Annotated in this window: 13 protein-coding genes and 1 other annotated feature; of the genes, 5 read left to right on the top strand and 8 right to left on the bottom strand. The window is 58.1% G+C overall.

Going from position 1 to position 17,043, the window contains the following annotated elements; genetic code table 11:
• Window positions 1-3 precede the first annotated feature (3 nt).
• Complete coding sequence (locus WKS99_RS10265; protein ID WP_147572500.1) at window positions 4-1,368, bottom strand: Na+/H+ antiporter NhaC family protein; 1,365 nt, start codon at window positions 1,366-1,368, stop codon at window positions 4-6.
• A 346-nt stretch (window positions 1,369-1,714) separates the two neighbouring features.
• Window positions 1,715-4,492, bottom strand: a complete 2,778-nt coding sequence (gene ileS / locus WKS99_RS10270) for an isoleucine--tRNA ligase (protein WP_340405900.1) — start codon at window positions 4,490-4,492, stop codon at window positions 1,715-1,717.
• A 316-nt stretch (window positions 4,493-4,808) separates the two neighbouring features.
• Window positions 4,809-5,064, bottom strand: a binding site (T-box leader).
• Between the two features lie 180 nt (window positions 5,065-5,244).
• Here ileS and glf point away from each other — a divergent pair.
• On the top strand, window positions 5,245-6,408 hold the full coding sequence (glf, locus tag WKS99_RS10275) for a UDP-galactopyranose mutase (RefSeq protein ID WP_186852945.1): 1,164 nt from the start codon (window positions 5,245-5,247) through the stop codon (window positions 6,406-6,408).
• Window positions 6,409-6,503: 95 nt separating this feature from the next.
• On the top strand, window positions 6,504-7,532 hold the full coding sequence (locus WKS99_RS10280; RefSeq protein WP_186852944.1) for a glycosyltransferase family 2 protein: 1,029 nt from the start codon (window positions 6,504-6,506) through the stop codon (window positions 7,530-7,532).
• Between the two features lie 80 nt (window positions 7,533-7,612).
• Here the strand turns inward: WKS99_RS10280 and WKS99_RS10285 are convergent, their stop codons facing one another.
• A complete protein-coding gene (locus WKS99_RS10285; RefSeq protein ID WP_340405901.1) occupies window positions 7,613-7,765 on the bottom strand; it encodes a hypothetical protein in 153 nt (50 codons plus the stop codon).
• A gap of 133 nt (window positions 7,766-7,898) precedes the next feature.
• Here WKS99_RS10285 and WKS99_RS10290 point away from each other — a divergent pair, with 133 nt between their 5' ends.
• Window positions 7,899-8,069 carry a ribbon-helix-helix domain-containing protein gene (locus WKS99_RS10290; protein ID WP_186852942.1) on the top strand — a complete coding sequence of 57 codons (171 nt, stop codon included), beginning with the start codon at window positions 7,899-7,901 and terminating at the stop codon, window positions 8,067-8,069.
• Window positions 8,070-8,083: 14 nt separating this feature from the next.
• Here WKS99_RS10290 and argB read toward each other — a convergent pair whose 3' ends face one another.
• The 5 genes from argB to WKS99_RS10315 all read right to left on the bottom strand — a co-directional run bounded on the left by argB (window position 8,084) and on the right by WKS99_RS10315 (window position 14,348).
• Window positions 8,084-10,447: an acetylglutamate kinase gene (gene argB / locus WKS99_RS10295; RefSeq protein WP_340405902.1), complete on the bottom strand. Its 2,364-nt coding sequence runs from the start codon at window positions 10,445-10,447 to the stop codon at window positions 8,084-8,086.
• Window positions 10,448-10,555: 108 nt separating this feature from the next.
• A complete protein-coding gene (locus WKS99_RS10300) occupies window positions 10,556-11,272 on the bottom strand; it encodes an aspartate/glutamate racemase family protein (RefSeq protein ID WP_147572493.1) in 717 nt (238 codons plus the stop codon).
• A 59-nt stretch (window positions 11,273-11,331) separates the two neighbouring features.
• On the bottom strand, window positions 11,332-12,552 hold the full coding sequence (locus WKS99_RS10305; protein WP_262669544.1) for a carboxylate--amine ligase: 1,221 nt from the start codon (window positions 12,550-12,552) through the stop codon (window positions 11,332-11,334).
• Between the two features lie 60 nt (window positions 12,553-12,612).
• Window positions 12,613-13,680, bottom strand: coding sequence for an alanine racemase (locus WKS99_RS10310; protein ID WP_147572491.1), 1,068 nt, complete (start codon window positions 13,678-13,680; stop codon window positions 12,613-12,615).
• A gap of 212 nt (window positions 13,681-13,892) precedes the next feature.
• On the bottom strand, window positions 13,893-14,348 hold the full coding sequence (locus WKS99_RS10315; RefSeq protein WP_340405903.1) for a hypothetical protein: 456 nt from the start codon (window positions 14,346-14,348) through the stop codon (window positions 13,893-13,895).
• Window positions 14,349-14,603: 255 nt separating this feature from the next.
• On the opposite strand from WKS99_RS10315, the gene WKS99_RS10320 reads away from it, so the two are divergent.
• Window positions 14,604-15,251: a GNAT family N-acetyltransferase gene (locus WKS99_RS10320; RefSeq protein ID WP_240286363.1), complete on the top strand. Its 648-nt coding sequence runs from the start codon at window positions 14,604-14,606 to the stop codon at window positions 15,249-15,251.
• Window positions 15,252-15,624: 373 nt separating this feature from the next.
• Window positions 15,625-17,040: a tRNA (N6-isopentenyl adenosine(37)-C2)-methylthiotransferase MiaB gene (gene miaB / locus WKS99_RS10325; protein ID WP_147572488.1), complete on the top strand. Its 1,416-nt coding sequence runs from the start codon at window positions 15,625-15,627 to the stop codon at window positions 17,038-17,040.
• Window positions 17,041-17,043: the final 3 nt, after the last annotated feature.

Here is a 17,043-nt window from a genome sequence, read left to right on the forward strand (position 1 = left end):
CTGTCACAGTAAGAATCCGCACAGCAGATAGCCTGCCGCAGCGATGGCGGCGGCCAGCATGGCATAGGGAAACTGGGAAAGGGCGTGGTCCATATTTTCCATTTTACAGCAACTGGAGGTGAGAACGGTGGCGTCGGAGTAAAAGCAGGCGTGGCTGCCTAATACTGCTCCAGATACCACGGCTCCCATAACAACCAGCAGATTGGCGTCCAGAGAAACGGCTAAGGGCAGGATAACGGGGACCACGATAGCGGGGATGCCCCACACACTGCCAGTGGAAAAGTTGAGGGCGGCTACCACCAGGAAGGTAATGCAAGGAAAAAATTCTGCGCTCATAAAGGGCTGAACCAAATTAATAATGTAGGGAGCAATGCCGATTTCGTTCATGGCCTCCTGCATGACAAAGGCAAAGTAAATGATGGCCACGGTGGGGATCATATTGCAGAAGCCGTGCATGGCCAAGTCGCAAGCCTTGGACAGGGACATGATCCGCTGGGGGACATACAGGAGCAGGCAGATAGCGATGGCGGCTATGACGGCCAGAAACAGCTCACCCCCCACGATAGCCAGGACGATGAGTACGCCGATGGGAATGACGAAGTTCCATACATTGCCCTGTATATCAGGGGCATCATCCTCGCCCTCCAAGTTCATCAGTTCGCTCTCTGGGGAGTAGACCGCTCCGGTCTTCGCCGCCCGCTGGTAGGCCGCCCGCATCTTGCCCATAGGTGGGATGACGGACAGGGCGAACAGGGGCACGATGACCACAGCGGCGATAGCATAAAACACAAAGGGAATGACCCGGTAAAAGGTAGAAATGCCGCTCCCGTAGCCCAGTTCTGGGACGCCGGCCTCAGCAAAGAAAAGACCGGAAAAGAACACAGCCCAAGTGGAGAAGGGGAGCAGAGCGCAGACCGGGGCGCCGGTGGAATCGATAACATAGGAGAGGGCCTCCCTGGGGATATGGTGTTTGTCCGTTTCTTTTTTCATGCAGATGGATAGAGTCATGATGTTGAGATAGTCGTCTACAAAAATCAGGATGCCCATAATCCAGGTGATAATCAGTGTGCTTTTTGGCCCTCGGCACAGCTTGTCCAGTATTTTGGAAAAGCCCATGGTGCCGTGGGAGGCCCCCAGGAGGGCAATGAGGCTGCCAAACAGTAGACAAACCATAAATACCCACTGGTGGTCATAGCTGGTGGCCACCCGGAAAAAGGCGTCCATCCAGCCGAAGATAAATTTGGGTCCATCAATGATCAGATAGGCAACCAGGGTACCCGCGATTAGGGGCTCCAGAGTTCGTCGGGTTTTTAATGCGATAGCCACCACTGTTACGATGGGCAGCAGGGTCAAGATGCCGTGATCCATATGAGGTACCTCCCTCTGTTTGGCACAAGTATAGTGTCAGAGGGATTAAGGAGGGCAAAGAGTTTGTCCGGAGGCATTAAAATAAAATAAGGAGGCGCCTGTGGAGTGAAGGGAAGGACTAGGGCAGTCCGATGATACGGCCGGTGTTATGGCGTAGCGGTGGATGATTGGGGTCTCCTGAGGGGAGAGTACGACTTGGGCGGAATAGACTCATGGACAAAAGAAAAAAGTTGCCTGGACATCCGTCCAGGCAACTTTTTTCTTTCCAGTTCCATTGCGCTTCCTGCGTGAAGCGATCATTATTTGAAGGTGCGGCGCAGGAGAACGAATCGAGAGGGGGTGGCTGTTAAAGCGCCTCAAAAGAGGTAGACTTTGCGATGACGCCTGCGCATCTGGGGCAGAGTGTGGGATGAGCCATATCGGCACCCACCAGGGGATGGTGCTTCCAGCAGCGCTCACACTTCTGACCGGCGGCCTCGGACACAGAGACAGCCAGCTCGCCGCCCACCGTGATCTCCACCTGGGAAACGATGAACAGGTCGGCCAGGAGGGCGCTGTCCATCTCGGCCAGGAAGGCGTCCTCGGACGGGACGGTGAGGGCCACGTCGGCCTCTAGGCTCTTACCGATCTTCTTCCCGTTCCGGGCTGCCTCCAGAGCGACGTTGACCGCGTCCCGGACGGCAATGATTTTATCCCACTGGGCCATCTGCTCCTGGGTGAGGGCATAGTCGGCAAAGGGCTTGTTCATCTCGTTGAGAAGCACGTTCCGGCCGTCGTCCTCCGCCCGGTGGGGCATGGCCAGCCAGATCTCGTCGCAGGTGAAGGCCAGGATGGGGGCAAACAGCTTGGTCATGGTGTCCAGGATAAGGAACAGGGCGGTCTGGGCGGAGCGGCGCTCCAGGCTGTCCTTGCCCTCGCAGTACAGCCGGTCCTTGATGATGTCCAGATAGAAGGAGGACAGCTCCACCACGCAGAAGTCATTGATGGCGTGGGACACCACATGGAACTCGTACTCATCATAGGCGGCGAAGCACTTTTCAATGAGCTGGTTCAGCTTGGTAACGGCCCAGCGGTCCAGCTCCAGCATCTCCCCAGGCTGGACCAGGCAGTTGGGGTCAAACCCATCCAGGTTGCCCAGGCAGTAGCGGGCGGTGTTGCGGAACTTCAGATAATTCTGACTGAGCTGCTTGAAGATATTGTCCGAGCAGCGCACGTCCACATGGTAGTCGGCGGAGCCGGCCCACAGGCGGATCAGGTCGGCGCCGTACTTCTTAAAGATGTCGGCGGGGTCCACGCCGTTGCCCAAAGATTTGTGCATGGCCTTACCCTCGCCATCCACGGTCCAGCCGTGGGTGACGCACTCCTTAAAGGGAGCGCCCTGGCCCAGAGCGCCCACGGCGGTGAGCAGGCTGGACTGGAACCATCCCCGGTACTGGTCCAGGCCCTCCATATAGACGGTGGCGGGCCAGAAGCCCTGGTCCTTCTTCATGGAGGCGTAGTGGGTGGAGCCGGAGTCGAACCACCCGTCCAGAGTGTCCTCCTCCTTGGTAAAGCCTGCTTTGCTCCCACAGTGGGGACAGGAGAAGCCGGCAGGCAGAATGTCAGCGGCCTCCATCTCGTACCAGGCGTTAGAGCCCTTCTCACCAAAGAGCTTGGACACGGCGGAGATGGTGTCGTCGTTGCAGATGGGCTTGCCGCAGTCCTGACAGTAGAACACGGGGATGGGCAGACCCCAGCGGCGCTGGCGGCTGATGCACCAGTCGGCCCGCTCCCGAATCATGGACTTCATCCGGTCAATGCCCCAGCCAGGGATCCACCGCACGTTGTCGCAGGCGGCCACGGCCTGCTCCTTGAAGGCGTCTACAGAGCAGAACCACTGGGGGGTAGCCCGGAAAATGATGGGATTCTTGCAGCGCCAGCAGTGGGGGTAGGAGTGGACGATGTCCTCGCTGGCGAAGAGGGCGCCGCTCTCCTTCATATCGGCCAGAATGACGGGATTGGACTCCTCGGTCTTCATGCCGGCGTATTTTCCAGCGTAATCGGTGTGGCGGCCCCGGTCGTCCACGGGCACCACCATCTCGATTTTGTAGCGTTTGCAGGTCTCGTAGTCGTCTGCGCCAAAGCCGGGGGCGGTGTGAACACAGCCGGTGCCTGAGTCCATAGTGACATACTCGGCGGTGCAGAGCTGGCTGGTCTTGTCCAGGAAGGGATGCTGGGCCAGCATATACTCAAAGTCAGCGCCCTTGAACTGCTTGACGATCTCATAATTCTCAAAGCCGCCGATCTTCATCACCTTGGCGCACAGGGCCTCGGCCATAATATACATTTCGCCGTTGTCCGCCTTTACCAGCACATAGCTCTCCCGGGGGTGAACAGCGATGGCCAGGTTGCCGGGCAGGGTCCAGATGGTGGTGGTCCAGATCACAAAGTACATTTTGGACAGATCGCCGTACTGACTGAGCTTGCCCAAATCGTCCCTGACCTGGAATTTGACATATACGGTGGTACAGGGGTCGTCCTGATACTCGATCTCCGCTTCGGCCAGGGCGGTCTCATCCTTGGGGCACCAGTACACAGGCTTCAGGCCCTTATAGATGTAGCCTTTCTTGTACATCTCGCCAAAAACCTTGACCTCCTCTGCCTCGAAGCCGGGGTCCATTGTAAGGTAGGGGTTCTCCCAGTCCCCCACCACGCCCAGCCGCTTAAAGCCCTCCCGCTGGATATTCACATACTTCTGGGCGTAGTCGTGACAGGCGGTGCGGAATTCGGGGACGCTCATCTGCTTGCGGTTGAGTTTCTGCTCCTTGATGATAGCGGACTCGATGGGCATACCGTGGTTGTCCCAGCCGGGGATATAGGGGGTGTAGCGGCCCCGCATGGCCGCGGCCCGGACCATGAAGTCCTTGATGGACTTGTTCAGAGCGTGGCCCATGTGCAGATTGCCGTTGGAGAAGGGAGGGCCGTCATGAAGGGAGAACAGGGGCTTGCCCTCGTTCTTCTTCAGCAGCTCGTGATACAGGTCCAGCTTCTCCCAGCCCTCCAGCATACCGGGCTCCCGGGCGGGCAGTCCGGCCCGCATGGGGAAATCGGTCTTGGGCAGGTTGATGGTCTTGTTGTAGTCCATTGGTTTGCTTCCTCCTATTTCAGGTCTTTTTTAGACTTTTCTATCAGATTACATGGGAATGTGACTAAGCCGCAGTGCCGGCAGAGCATCGTATGGGGAAATTGGGGAAACGGGTCCCGGGTAAACATACTGGTGGTATCGTCACCGTGGGGCCCCAGCTCCACCACGTCCGTCGGACCGCGGAAAAACCGTAATTCCTGTTGAGTCCAGAAGGGGTATTTTTAGGTGTGCATCGTCCCCTCCTCCATAGGGCGTCCACATTGGGGGCAGTTCATAGAAGCCGCTCCTTTCAAAAAAGAAAACGCCTCTGTCCCCCGAAAGAGACAAAGGCGAAACATCCTCTGCGGTACCACTCTTCTTGCCGTGGGAAAAGACCACGGCCACTCAAGCCTGCCTGGTAACGGGGGCGTCCGGAGGCGCTTACTGTCAGGGAAGCCTGATCTCACAGCGCTTCCCGGTTCGGCCCTCTGCTCCAAGGTGATTTTCCCCTCCCCCTCCTGTCCGCCTCGCACCGGACCGGCGGCTCTCTGTACCATTCAGGGGTGGATACTCGTCCTTTTCATCGCGTGTTTCTATATGCAGTTGATATCTTATCTGCTTTTTCGGGGAATGTCAAGGGGGATGGAACAGCATATTACGCTTATTTTATCCAATCTTCAAGGAATTTTAATTTCCTTTTCCGGGAAAGTGTGATATGATACAAAGGAACATCTATAACGGCCAGCAGGCCGGAAAATGAGGTGGGATCGAGCTTGGAGGAGAAATTTGACGTTCTGGCCGTGGGAGCGGGCTATGCCGGCGCCGTGGCCGCCCGCGCTTTGGCGGATCAGGGGAAACGGGTCCTGGTGCTGGAGCGGAGGGACCACATTGGCGGCAATGCCTATGACCGTCCGGACCAGGCGGGGGTGCTGATCCACCAATACGGCCCCCATATCTTCCACACCAATGACAAACAGGTCTTTGACTGGCTTTCCCGGTTCACCCGGTGGCGGGACTACCAGCACCGGGTGGTGGCCAATATCCCGGACGGCCGGGGCGGACGGATAACCTATCCGGTGCCCTTCAACCTGACCTCCCTGGAAACGGCCTTCGGTCCGGAGGAGGGGAGACGGCTGGGGGATAAGCTGACCGCCGCCTATGGAGCGGAGAAAAAGGTCACCATTCTGGAACTGCGGCAAAATCAGGACCCGTCAATCGCCGCCCTGGCGGATTATGTGTACGAGCACGTCTTTGTCCACTACACCATGAAGCAGTGGGGCCAGAGGCCGGAGGACATTGACCCAAATACCACCGCCCGGGTGCCCGTGTTCCTGTCCAGGGACGACCGCTATTTTCAGGATACATACCAGGGGATGCCTTTGGAGGGCTATACCCCCATGTTTGAAAGGATGCTGGACCATCCCAGCATCACCGTGGAGCTGGGGACGGACGCCTTGGGTCGGTTGGACCTGTCCGGTAACACACTGAAGGTAGACGGCGCCCCCTTTGACGGCCAGGTTATCTACACCGGCCAGGCGGACGAGCTGTTTGGCTTCCGGTTCGGCCCCCTCCCCTACCGCACGCTGGATTTTGCCTTCGAAACGCTGGAGCAGGACGACTTCCAGGGGTACGGCACAGTCAATTACACAGTGGACGAGGACTTTACCCGCATCACTGAGTTCAAACACCTGACCGGCCAGGCGGCGCCCGGCGTGACTACGATTGTAAAGGAATATTCCAAGGCGTATACCGGGGAGAGGGGCGAGATCCCCTATTATGCGATCATCAACCCGGAGAACAACGCCCTATACGCGAAATACAGGGCGGAGGCGGACCGGTTCTCCAACCTCCATCTGCTGGGCCGTCTGGCCGAATACAAATACTATAACATGGACGCGATTGCCGGGAAAGCACTGGAGCTGGCAGAAAAACTCTAGCCAATTCGGAGCCCGGCGGGGCGACTGAGAGGCTAAAAGCGCGGCGGGAACTTGGTTCCTGCTGAGGAAATCCACGTACAATGGGAGAGAAAGACATGGAAAAGCTCATTACTTTCGCGGTCCCCTGCTATAACTCGGCGGCCTATATGGAGCACTGTGTGGACACACTGCTCCAGGGAGGGGACGATATTGAGATCATCCTGGTGGACGACGGCTCCACCAAGGATGAGACCCCGGCCATCTGTGACCGTTACCAGGAGCGGTATCCCGGTATTGTCCGGGCCATCCACCAGGAGAACGGCGGCCATGGAGAGGGAGTCAACCAGGGCATCCGAAACGCCCAGGGCGTCTACTATAAAGTAGTGGACTCGGACGACTGGGTGGACGTGGACGCGCTGAAAAAGGTGCTGGACAAGCTGCGGCAGTTCCAGCGGGACGAAAAGCCCATCGATATGATGATCGCCAACTATGTCTATGAGCATGTGGAGGACAACACCCAAAAGGTAGTGAACTACCGGAACGTATTTCCCGTGGGCCGGGTCTTTGGCTGGGAGCAGATCGGGCGGTTCCGTCCCTCCCAGTATCTGCTGATGCACAGCGTCATCTACCGCACCCAGCTGCTGCGGGACTGCGGGCTGGAGCTGCCCAAACACACCTTCTATGTGGACAATATCTTTGTCTATCAGCCCCTGCCGGCGGTGAAGAATATGTACTACATGGATGTGGACCTGTACCGCTACTTTATCGGTCGGGCGGACCAGTCGGTCAACGAGAAGGTGATGGTCACACGGGTGGACCAGCAGCTGCGGGTCACCTATCACATGATTGGCTCCCACGATCTGCGCCAGGTCAGCGCCCAGCACAAGAAGCTGGGCCGCTATATGTTCAACTACCTGGCCATGATGATGGCTATTTCCTCCATTTTCCTGATTATCGACAATTCCCCCGAAGCACTGGGTAAGCGGACCCAGCTGTGGGAGTACCTGCGGACGGTGGACAGCGCGGTGTACCACAAGATGAAGTACCGGGCGGTCTCCGCCTTTACCGCCTTCCCCGGCTACCAGGGGCGGCGGCTGTCGGTGGGGCTCTACCGGCTGGCCCGGAAGATTTATAAGTTCAATTAAAGAGCGCGGGGCCGCCCATGGCTGTCATGGGCGGCCCCGCCGGCAATATGGGGCAGTCCTCTCCCCCGCGCCCTGCGCCTTCACTCCTCTGGTGGAAGCCGGCGGATGTGTTCCCGCAGGAGCTTTCGGATGTAGCTGGGGACAGAGCGGCAGTCCCGGTCCGCCAGATCCTTCAAGGCGGTGTAGAGCTCCTGGGACATTCGGACAGATACAGTTTTGCATGATTGTTCCATAGTATCACCTCAAGCAAACGATACCATATAGTTACCATGAAGTCAATATATGGACACTACTTGACGGTGAAAAAAATTACTGTTACCCTAATGACAGTAGATAGTAACTATATAGTACATAGGTGATGCGATTATGGGAGAAGCAGTATTGGTCAATCGAAAAAAACTCATCACATCCCTTGCCAATGAGCTGGTAGAGCCCTTTGACAAGCTGTCTAAAAAGACAAGGGTCCCCAAATCCCGCCTGATTGACGAGGCTGTGGAGGACCTGTTGAAAAAATATGAAAAAAGGATGGCCGAGTAGGCCATCCTTTTTGTTTATCCTGTAATCGTCGTTCCAGAGGCCCGCTGGCCCAGCATATGGAGCAGCAGGGAGTGTTCCACCCGGCCGTCCAAAATGGACACCTGGCCCACTCCGGCCCGAATGGCGTGGACGCAGCCCCGCACCTTGGGCACCATGCCCCCGGCGATGAGGCCCGTGTCGATGAGCTCCTCCGCCCGCTTGACGTCCATGTGGTCCACGGCGGTCTTGCTGTTGTGGCTGTCGATCAGGATGCCCCCCACGTCGGTGAGAAAAACCAGGCTCTCCGCCCCCAGAGCCTCGGCCACCGCCCGGGCGGCGTCGTCAGCGTTGCAGTTCAGGCCGTCGCCGTCTTCTCCCAGGGCGATGGGAGAGACCACGGGCACAAAATCCCCATCCAGCAGGGTGGTCAGCACTCTGGGGTCTACACGGGTGATGCTTCCCACCCGCCCCAGAGCCGGGTCCTTGACCACGGCGGTGATGAGCCCGCCGTCCTTGCCCGAAATGCCCACACCGGAGACCTCTAACCGGGCCAGGTCCCGGACGATGGCCTTGTTCACCTGGGCAGACAGGGCCATCTCCGCCGCCTCCAGGGCGGCCTCGTCAGTGACCCGGTAGCCGTTCTCAAAGCGGGTGGGCACCTGCAGCTTGTCCAGCAGGGCAGTAATGTGCTTTCCGCCCCCGTGGACCAGCACCACCCGCATACCCACCATCCGAAGGGCGGCCACATCTTGGAGGGTGGTGTCCAGGGCGGCCTCCGCCCCAATGGCGGAGCCACCGTACTTGACCACTACGGTCTTCCCCTCATGCCGATTCAGAATGGGCAGGATGGACAGCAGATTGCGTACCTTTTCCATGCCGTCCAGACCATGCTGGACATCGTACTCCCGCAGGAAAGCCTGGACATAATCCACGTCAGAGGGGGTGTCCACATACTCATTCCCCCGCTTCTGGCGGGTCTCCGCCCCCTTTCCAGTGATGAGCAGGACGGAGGGGACATGACAGCCCAGGACAGCCTGGCGGATAGCCTCCCCCCGGTTGGGCTCAATGGACCACTCGCAGTTCTGTCCGGCCACATAGGAGGCGATCTCCCGGCAGATGTCCAGGGTGTCCTCCTCTCCGCTGTCCTCCTCGGTGAGGACCACCAGATCGGAGTATTTGCCCGAAATCTCCCCCAGGTCCTTCCGCCGGTCCAGGGCCTTTTTCCCCGGACAGCCAAAGACAGTGACGATCCGCCGGCCGGGATATTCCGCCTGGACAGAGCGGAACAGCGTTTCGAAGCTCATTCGGTTGTGGGCATAGTCTACGATGGCGGTGACCGTTTCATCAGCATTAGAGTAAATCTCCATCCGGCCGGGGACCCGGGCCTTCATCAGCCCCACATAGACACACCGCTCCGGGATGTTCAGCGCCTCGCACACGGCGATGGCGGCCAGCGCGTTCTCCACGTTGAACAGGCCGGGCATGGTCAGCCGAAATTCCCGCAGATAGCGCCTGGTGCGGACCCGGAACAGAATGTCGTTCCCCCGCTTGCGGACCTGGGAGGCGTAGACATCCGCCTCCTGATCCTTCTGAGAAAAGGTGAACAAGGGCCTGCCTGCCGCCCGGGCCGCCTCTAGCACCCGGTCGGCGTAGTCGCAGTCCAGGTTGACGCAGTTGACAGCCCCTTGGGAAAAAATTTTCAGCTTGGAGGAGAAGTAGTCCTCAAAGTCCGGGTGCTCAATGGGTGAGATGTGGTCAAGGCCGATGTTGAGAAAGCAGGCGGCGGCGAACTCGGTACACAGAGTCCGGTGGTATTTCAGGGCCTGGCTGGATACCTCCATGGTGAGATACTCCATCCCCGCTTCCACCCCGTGGGCAAAGTGGCGTTGGAGCTCCAGCGGTTCGGGTGTGGTGAGGTGGGACTCGAACCGCTCCACCCCGTCATAGGTGTCAATGGAGGAGATGATGCCGCTCTCCGGCTTCTCCCGCTCGGCCATATACTCATCCAGGATATATTTCAAATAGTAGGCGGTAGAGGACTTCCCCTTGGTGCCCGTCAGGCCGATGACCTTCAGCTTTCCGGAGGGGTGGCCGTAGAACAGGTCGGCCAGGGGAGCGATGGCCGAGCGCATATCATGGACTTGAAGGCAGGGCAGGTCAGACTGGGGATAGGGGACCTGGCTCACATAGGCCAGCGCCCCTCTCTCCTGGGCCATTTCCAGAAATTCCGGCTTAAAGTGGGCTCCCTTGCAAAGAAACAGGGTACCGGGGACCACCTCTCGGGAGTCGTAAGACACCAGAGCCACCGGGGCGGTCTGGTCTATTTCCCTGGGAATGGGGGCGGCTAAGAGGCCGGAGCGATCCAGCAGGGCGATGTAGTCCTTCAGAATGTGCGCCATGATGAACACCTCGATTTCAGGGTTGAGAGGGAAGATATTGTGTTTGTCCCAGGCAAACCGATTTTAAGGCGTCCGGCAGGGCCGGACACAAAATCTCTATGCTTCACGCTATTTGATGAAGATGTGCCGCAGGGGCTTGCGGCAGGCCTGGACCGACCGCTCGGCCAGGACGGCCATGGCGTCTGTGTAGAAGGGAGGCAGGTGGTGCCTGTCGGCAAAGACGGACAGCTCGGTGCAGGCCAGCACGCCGCAGTCGCAGCCCTGTTCCTCCAGGTCCCGGTGGATGGCGGCGAACTTCTGGGGGTCCCCGTCCCGACCGGACTTCACATCGTCGTAGATCAGGGACATGACCAACTTCTGGGCCGGCGGCGTGGGTACTGTCGCCTGAATCCCCACAGCCTCAAATTCCTTTTGGTATAATCCGGACTGAATTGTACCATCCGTAGCGAGAATGCCAGGGCGCTTCAACCCCTGGGAGGCCAGCAGACGGGCGGTTTCCCGTATCATGTGGAGGATGGGCACCCCTACCTGCTCCTGCACCCTGTCCAAAAAGAAGTGCGAGGTGTTGCAGGGGACGGCGATGACGGTACAGCCCGCTCCCTCCAGCAGGCGCGCGTCGGCCAACAGCCGTTGAAAAACAGCCTCCCGTTCCCCCTCGCTGCCTAAAATAGCCTCGGTGCGGTCGGGCATCTGGCTGTCCGAGAGGATCAGGGCGTTGACGTGCTCCTGGTCACAGGAGGCCTCCGTCCGGTCGATGACAAATTGATAAAAGGTATTGGTTGCCTGGGGGCCCATTCCCCCCAGAACGCCTAAACGATATTCCATAAAATCACCATGGTGGGAAGAAGAACAGCAAAAAAGAGGAGCCGCAGGTCCTGTGCCGGTCAATCCTCCGCGGGTATCTTGTTATACTGGTCGAACCGCTTGATATTCCCCAGGTGGTTTTTCATCACCCGGAGCCGCCGCTTGAGAGAGCCATCCTTGTCGTAAACCAGGGAGTGGCTGTCCGCCCCGGCTTTAATGAGGGCCCGCATCTCCTGGTGGTACTGCTTTGGGGTGAATTTGAAGGCCACCTTCCGGGGAACCATGCGCCACAGGGAGCGGTTGCGGGTCATCTCAAAGGGCAGGTCCTTCCCCTCCACACGGTCCTGGACGACCATCTTGGCGATGTTGTGGCCCGCCCCGGTGACGTAGTAGTTGCTCCGCCCCTGGCGGCAGTTGATCTCAAAGGCCTTGTACTTCCCGTCCCGGCTGTCGTACTTGATGTCAAAGTTGGAGAAGCCGGTGAAGTGAAGGGCCTCCAGGAGAGTTTTGATTTTCAGCTCTAGGGCCTCGTCGCACTCAGTCAGGATGACGGCGTGGTTTCCGATGCCGTGGGGGGAGTGTTCCTCCAGCAGCACATGGCCCAGGCACATGGTGGTCACCCGGCCGTTCCGGTCGGAGTAGCTGGTCAGCACCCGCATATAGCTGTCATCTCCGGGGATGAACTCCTGAAGGACCATGTGGTCCTGGTAGCCGGCGGCGTATACATGGTCCAGAGCGGCCAGCAGCTCCTCCCAGCTCTGACAGATGTAGACCTTGGCCAGGGAGTGGTCCCCACAGGCCCAGTAGGCCACGCTGTCAGCGGGCTTGGCAATGTAGGGCGGACCCCAGGGGAGCTGAAAGTCGTGGCCCATGGACTTGTCGTAGATAAAGGTGGCCGGGTGATCGATGCCATGCTGGTCGCACAGGGCGTAAAACTTTTCCTTGTTGATGAGGGTGTCCAGCAGGTCTCCGTCAATGTAGGGGGCGATGACGTTGGCCGGCAGGCTGTCCTTACAGTGGGCGGCCAGCTGGACATAGCTGTCCCCGCAGCCCAGCAGGAGGACTTTTTTGTCCGGAAACTCCCTGGCTACCGCCTCTGTGTTCCGGCGGAAGGCCGCCTCGCTCTCGTTGTCGGGGCACACCCGGTAGTCGAGGATGGCGGAGCCGTGGCAGGGGAAGGAGGGATATTTGCCATAGGCCACGCTCCTTACCCCATAGGCCTCATGAAAGGCCCTGGCCACGGAGTACACGTTGATGTCCCCGCCAAAGAGGAGGGGCTGAAATTGTAAAGGATCGGACACTTGATAGGACTCCTTTTTCTCAAGAGTAAAGGGTAAAGAGGGGGCGTGCCAAAAGGCAGGTCAGCGGTACTCAATGACAAAGCCCCTGGCAAACAGAGGGTCCATCTCAAAGACCGCCAAATCCCCATAGGCGCATTTCATGTTGGTTACATCCAGAATAGTCTCGCTGGCGCCCACGGGGCCCAGCACCCGGGCGCGCTGCTCTCCGACGCGGACGGTGCGTCTCCGGCTCCGGCGCCACTGGGCCAGCAGGGCGGTCAGGCCGGACTGCCGGGGGCGCTCCACGCCAAAGCCGTTCTGATAGCCCACGGGTAGGACGGCCACTCGGGTAGGCTTTTTCAGCACAAGGGGCTTGTCCGCCCCGATGGTGTGGCCCCTGGGCAGCCAGCGGACCTCGGCCAGAGGGGCTTCCCCATAGCCAACGGTTCGCAATCCGTCGTCCCGGGTCCGTCGGCACCGCCCCAAAATAGCGGAGCCGGCCCGCACGCCGTCCAGCCGGGCGCTGTCGTCGTGGAGCAGAGAGAAGGAGCCGGCGGCATGGACCACTCCGGTCTCAAAGCCGGCGGCATGAATCGTGTCCAGCACCTGGTGGAACTGCTCCAGCTGCTGCTTGGCCTCCGGGTCGTTGGGCTGGGCGGCGTGGAGCTGAGTATAGATGCCAGATAGAGCCACATTGGGGAGAGAGCGATAAGCCAGCAGGATCTTCTCCGGCTCCCCCACCAGAAAGCCTCCAAAGCCCATCCCGGTGTCCACCTGAATGTGGGCCTCCACCACGGTGGAGCGGTTCTCCGCCAGCGCGTTCAGAGCCATCCCGGTGTCCACCGAAGAGATGGTGCACACCGCGTTTAGGTCCACCAGCCGCTCCAGCTCCTCCCGGTCAGTGGTGGAACGGAGCATCAGGATTTCCTCGTCCACAAAGCCGGCCTCGCGCAGCGCCTGGGCCTCGGACACTTCAGACACCGCAAAGTGGCCGATACCCTCGTCCCGGAGAAGCTGGGCCAGGGCCGCGATGCCGGCGCCCCCTCCGTCCCCAGACAGCACGCCGTAGATCACCGCCCCGGCGGCCCGCTCCTTGATCACCGCCAGGTTGTTTTTGACCGCCGACTTTTCGATGACTAATTTACGCATATGGATGGCTCCCCTCTATCTCTCCAGGATATATCTTACCCATATTAACGCTTCATTTTACCACTATTTGAAATAAAAGGCAACGGATAGATGGCGCCTCCCCTTTCCCCTTTGGACCGATTTAGGCTTACCTAACAATTCGTTCGTCGAAATGACGAAGGGAGGCATATTCTCAGTTGATAACTGATGCATAAGCCGGAATTTCCTTGTTATTATCGCTTTATTTCCATGCAATAAAAGGAAGGCCTATTTGGATGCATTTTATCCGGGGTATTCCAAATATCTGCACTATCAATGTCCTTGATATGTTTTGTGGTAAGATCAGAAATGGATATTGTTCTTCTGTGAACTACAGGGCTGTCCTCAAATTCATAGCAGTCAATCAGCCACACATGCCAGAGCTCTATAGAATCAGTATTTTGCAGCGCGTTTTTTATATATGCAATTATTTGCTTCGCTCTCCCATCGGTATAATTCCATTCCAGATAGACAGCGTTTCTCTTTTCGGTATAGTCCTCAACAGCTGCAAAGGTGTACAGGCAATAGTTATCATCTGCGCCGCTATCATGTACTGTGCCATCATCAATATGTATATCCAATGGGTAATCCTGTGAAGGTTCTATTTCAGTCAAAGGATAGTCTGAAGCGATAAATGTACATACACTCATTGGAGATGCCCCCTCAAAATATTCCAATTTGTCTTTTGGTTTAATTTATCATATTGTTTTCTTTGTATCAATGCTTGATAAAATCGACGGAGTTAGACTCCATCCGTTCAAAAGGAAAAAGGGATAATGGATCTCACCGGGACATCCCTATGGAGAAAAAAGAAGCGGACCTCTGTTGTACGGGGGAAGAAAGCGTGGTAAACTAAACAATACGGGCACGGCCAGACAGCGGCCCGCAGGATCGGAGGAACATTCATGAGAAAAGACATTATTATCCGGAGGGAAACAGAGGACGACCGGCCCAGGGTAGAGGAGATCGTCAGGCGGGCCTTTTATAACTTGTATATTCCCGGAGCCGCGGAGCACTACCTAGTCCACATCATGCGCTCCCACCCGGACTTTATTCAGGAGCTGGACCTAGTGCTGGAGTTAGAGGGACAGGTCATCGGAGCGATCATGTACACCAGAACCCACTTGGTGGATGAGCGTGGGGAGGAGCGGGAGATCCTCACCTTTGGTCCGGTATGCGTTCTGCCGGAGTATCAGCGCATGGGGTACGGAAAGATGCTGATGGAGGCATCCTTCCAAAAGGCGGTGGAGATGGGCTACGACACCATTGTAATCTTCGGCGCACCGGGCAACTATGTGAGCCGGGGCTTTAAGAGCTGCAAGAGGTACAACGTCTGCCTGGAGAACGGCTCCTTCCCGGCGGCCATGCTGGTAAAGGAGCTGGTCCCCGGCTCCCTGGACGGCAGGAAGTGGGTGTACCGCCAGAGTCCCGTCTTTGAGTTTAGCGAGGAGGAGGCCCTGGCCTATGACGACACCCTGGAGCCCCTGGAGAAAAAGGAACTGCCCTGCCAAGAGGAGTTCTATATCCTAAGCAGCGCGATGCTGCCGGAATAGACCGATATAAAAAAGCAGGCAGCTCGTCGAAAAAGTAGAAATACCCCAAATTTTGTGTAAGAGCCTCGCGGAGTTCCATCGTCCGCAGACGACAGAATGAAATTTGTTTTTCCGAGGATATACGCCTGGAAAAAACACTTCTCAGCCTGCAAGTGTGCGAGCACAGCGAGTGCGACGCAGCAGGCTGCAGGTCTTCGAAAGAAATGTTTGCGTTTTGGAGAGGGCCTGTTGACTTTGTCGAAAGGCCTGAGAGGGGGCGCCAGATCGGCGCCCCCTCCTTCTTGTGTTTCCGCTCAATAAATGCTATAATATAATGATTCAGTATGTGCGCCCGAAACAGGGCGGCAAATACCCCTGTATCGGGAGGAACAACATGGAAAAGACCACTACGATCATCCCCCAGGGCGACGTAGAGCGCCAGCTTTGGTACTGCGAACAGGTCGCCGCCGTCACCGCCCAGTGGCCGGAGCGGCCTCTGGCCTTTGTGGACACCTATGGCTGCCAGCAGAACGAGGCGGACAGCGAGCGCATCCGGGGCTATCTGAAAAAGATGGGCTTCGGCTTTACGGACGACGAGGAGCGGGCCCGGATCATCGTCATCAACACCTGCGCCATCCGGGAACACGCCGAGCAGCGGGTGCTGGGCAACGTGGGCGCGCTGGTCCATGTGAAGCGCCGCCACCCGGAGCAGCTGATCTGCCTGTGCGGCTGTATGATGCAGGAGCCTCATGTGGCTGAAAAGATACGCCAGTCCTACCGCCATGTGGACCTGGTCTTTGGCCCTCACGCACTGTGGAAGTTTCCGGAGATGATCTACACCCTGCTGACCCAGCGGGGCCGCATCTTCTCCAACGCTGACGAGGCGGGTTCCATCGCTGAGGGCATTCCGGTAGTCCGCCAGGATAAGGTGAAGGCATGGGTGTCCATCATGTACGGGTGCAACAACTTCTGCTCCTACTGCATTGTGCCATATGTCAGGGGGCGGGAGCGGTCCCGGAGGCCGGAGGATATCCTCCAGGAAGTGGAGGAGCTGGCGCGGGAGGGCTATAAGGACATCACCCTGCTGGGTCAGAATGTGAACTCCTACGGCAAGGATTTGGAGGAGCCGATGGATTTCGCCGACCTGCTGGAGCGGGTCAACGCTATCCCTGGGGAGTTTCTCATCCGCTTCATGACCTCTCACCCCAAGGACGCCACCCACAAGCTGTTTGAAACCATGGCTCGGTGTGAGAAGGTGGCCCCCGTCCTCCACCTGCCCTTCCAGGCGGGAAATGACCGGGTGCTGAAGGTGATGAACCGGAGGCATACCAGAGAGCAGTATTTAGAAAAGATTCGGGACCTAAAGTCCCTGATCCCCGATATCGTACTGACCTCCGACATCATCGTGGGCTTCCCTGGGGAGACCACCGAGGAGTTTGAGGACACCTTGAAGGTGCTGGAGGAGGTCCGCTTTGACGCCCTGTTCACCTTCATTTTTTCCCCCCGGGTGGGGACCCCGGCGGCCAACATGGACGATCCCATGCCCCGGGAGGAGAAGCTGGCCAACTTCAACCGGCTGACCGCTCTTCAAGACGCCATCTCCGAGGAGAAGCACCGGGCCTATGTCGGCAGGACCGTGCGCTGTCTGCTGGACGGACTGTCCGACGACGAGCGGTACGACCTTACCGCCCGCACCCCCGGAAACCGCCTGGTCCGAGTGGTGGGCGGCAGGTCCGCCCTAGGCCAGTTCCGGGATGTGAAGATCACCGACGCCAACAAGTGGTCCCTGTTTGGGGAGCTGATTGAGTAGAGA

This window comes from Flintibacter sp. HCN-6482 (assembly GCF_037892565.1).
In the GTDB taxonomy this organism is placed as follows: domain Bacteria; phylum Bacillota; class Clostridia; order Oscillospirales; family Oscillospiraceae; genus Lawsonibacter; species Lawsonibacter aceti.

Bases quoted from the DNA above. Each gene is read 5' to 3' on its own strand.
- WKS99_RS10265 (WP_147572500.1), bottom strand. From the start codon at position 1,368: ATGGATCACGGCATCTTGACCCTGCTGCCCATCGTAACAGTGGTGGCT.
- ileS (WP_340405900.1), bottom strand. From the start codon at position 4,492: ATGGACTACAACAAGACCATCAACCTGCCCAAGACCGATTTCCCCATG.
- WKS99_RS10280 (WP_186852944.1), top strand. From the start codon at position 6,504: ATGGAAAAGCTCATTACTTTCGCGGTCCCCTGCTATAACTCGGCGGCC.
- WKS99_RS10285 (WP_340405901.1), bottom strand. From the start codon at position 7,765: ATGGAACAATCATGCAAAACTGTATCTGTCCGAATGTCCCAGGAGCTC.
- WKS99_RS10290 (WP_186852942.1), top strand. From the start codon at position 7,899: ATGGGAGAAGCAGTATTGGTCAATCGAAAAAAACTCATCACATCCCTT.
- argB (WP_340405902.1), bottom strand. From the start codon at position 10,447: ATGGCGCACATTCTGAAGGACTACATCGCCCTGCTGGATCGCTCCGGC.
- WKS99_RS10300 (WP_147572493.1), bottom strand. From the start codon at position 11,272: ATGGAATATCGTTTAGGCGTTCTGGGGGGAATGGGCCCCCAGGCAACC.
- WKS99_RS10310 (WP_147572491.1), bottom strand. From the start codon at position 13,680: ATGCGTAAATTAGTCATCGAAAAGTCGGCGGTCAAAAACAACCTGGCG.
- WKS99_RS10315 (WP_340405903.1), bottom strand. From the start codon at position 14,348: ATGAGTGTATGTACATTTATCGCTTCAGACTATCCTTTGACTGAAATA.
- WKS99_RS10320 (WP_240286363.1), top strand. From the start codon at position 14,604: ATGAGAAAAGACATTATTATCCGGAGGGAAACAGAGGACGACCGGCCC.
- miaB (WP_147572488.1), top strand. From the start codon at position 15,625: ATGGAAAAGACCACTACGATCATCCCCCAGGGCGACGTAGAGCGCCAG.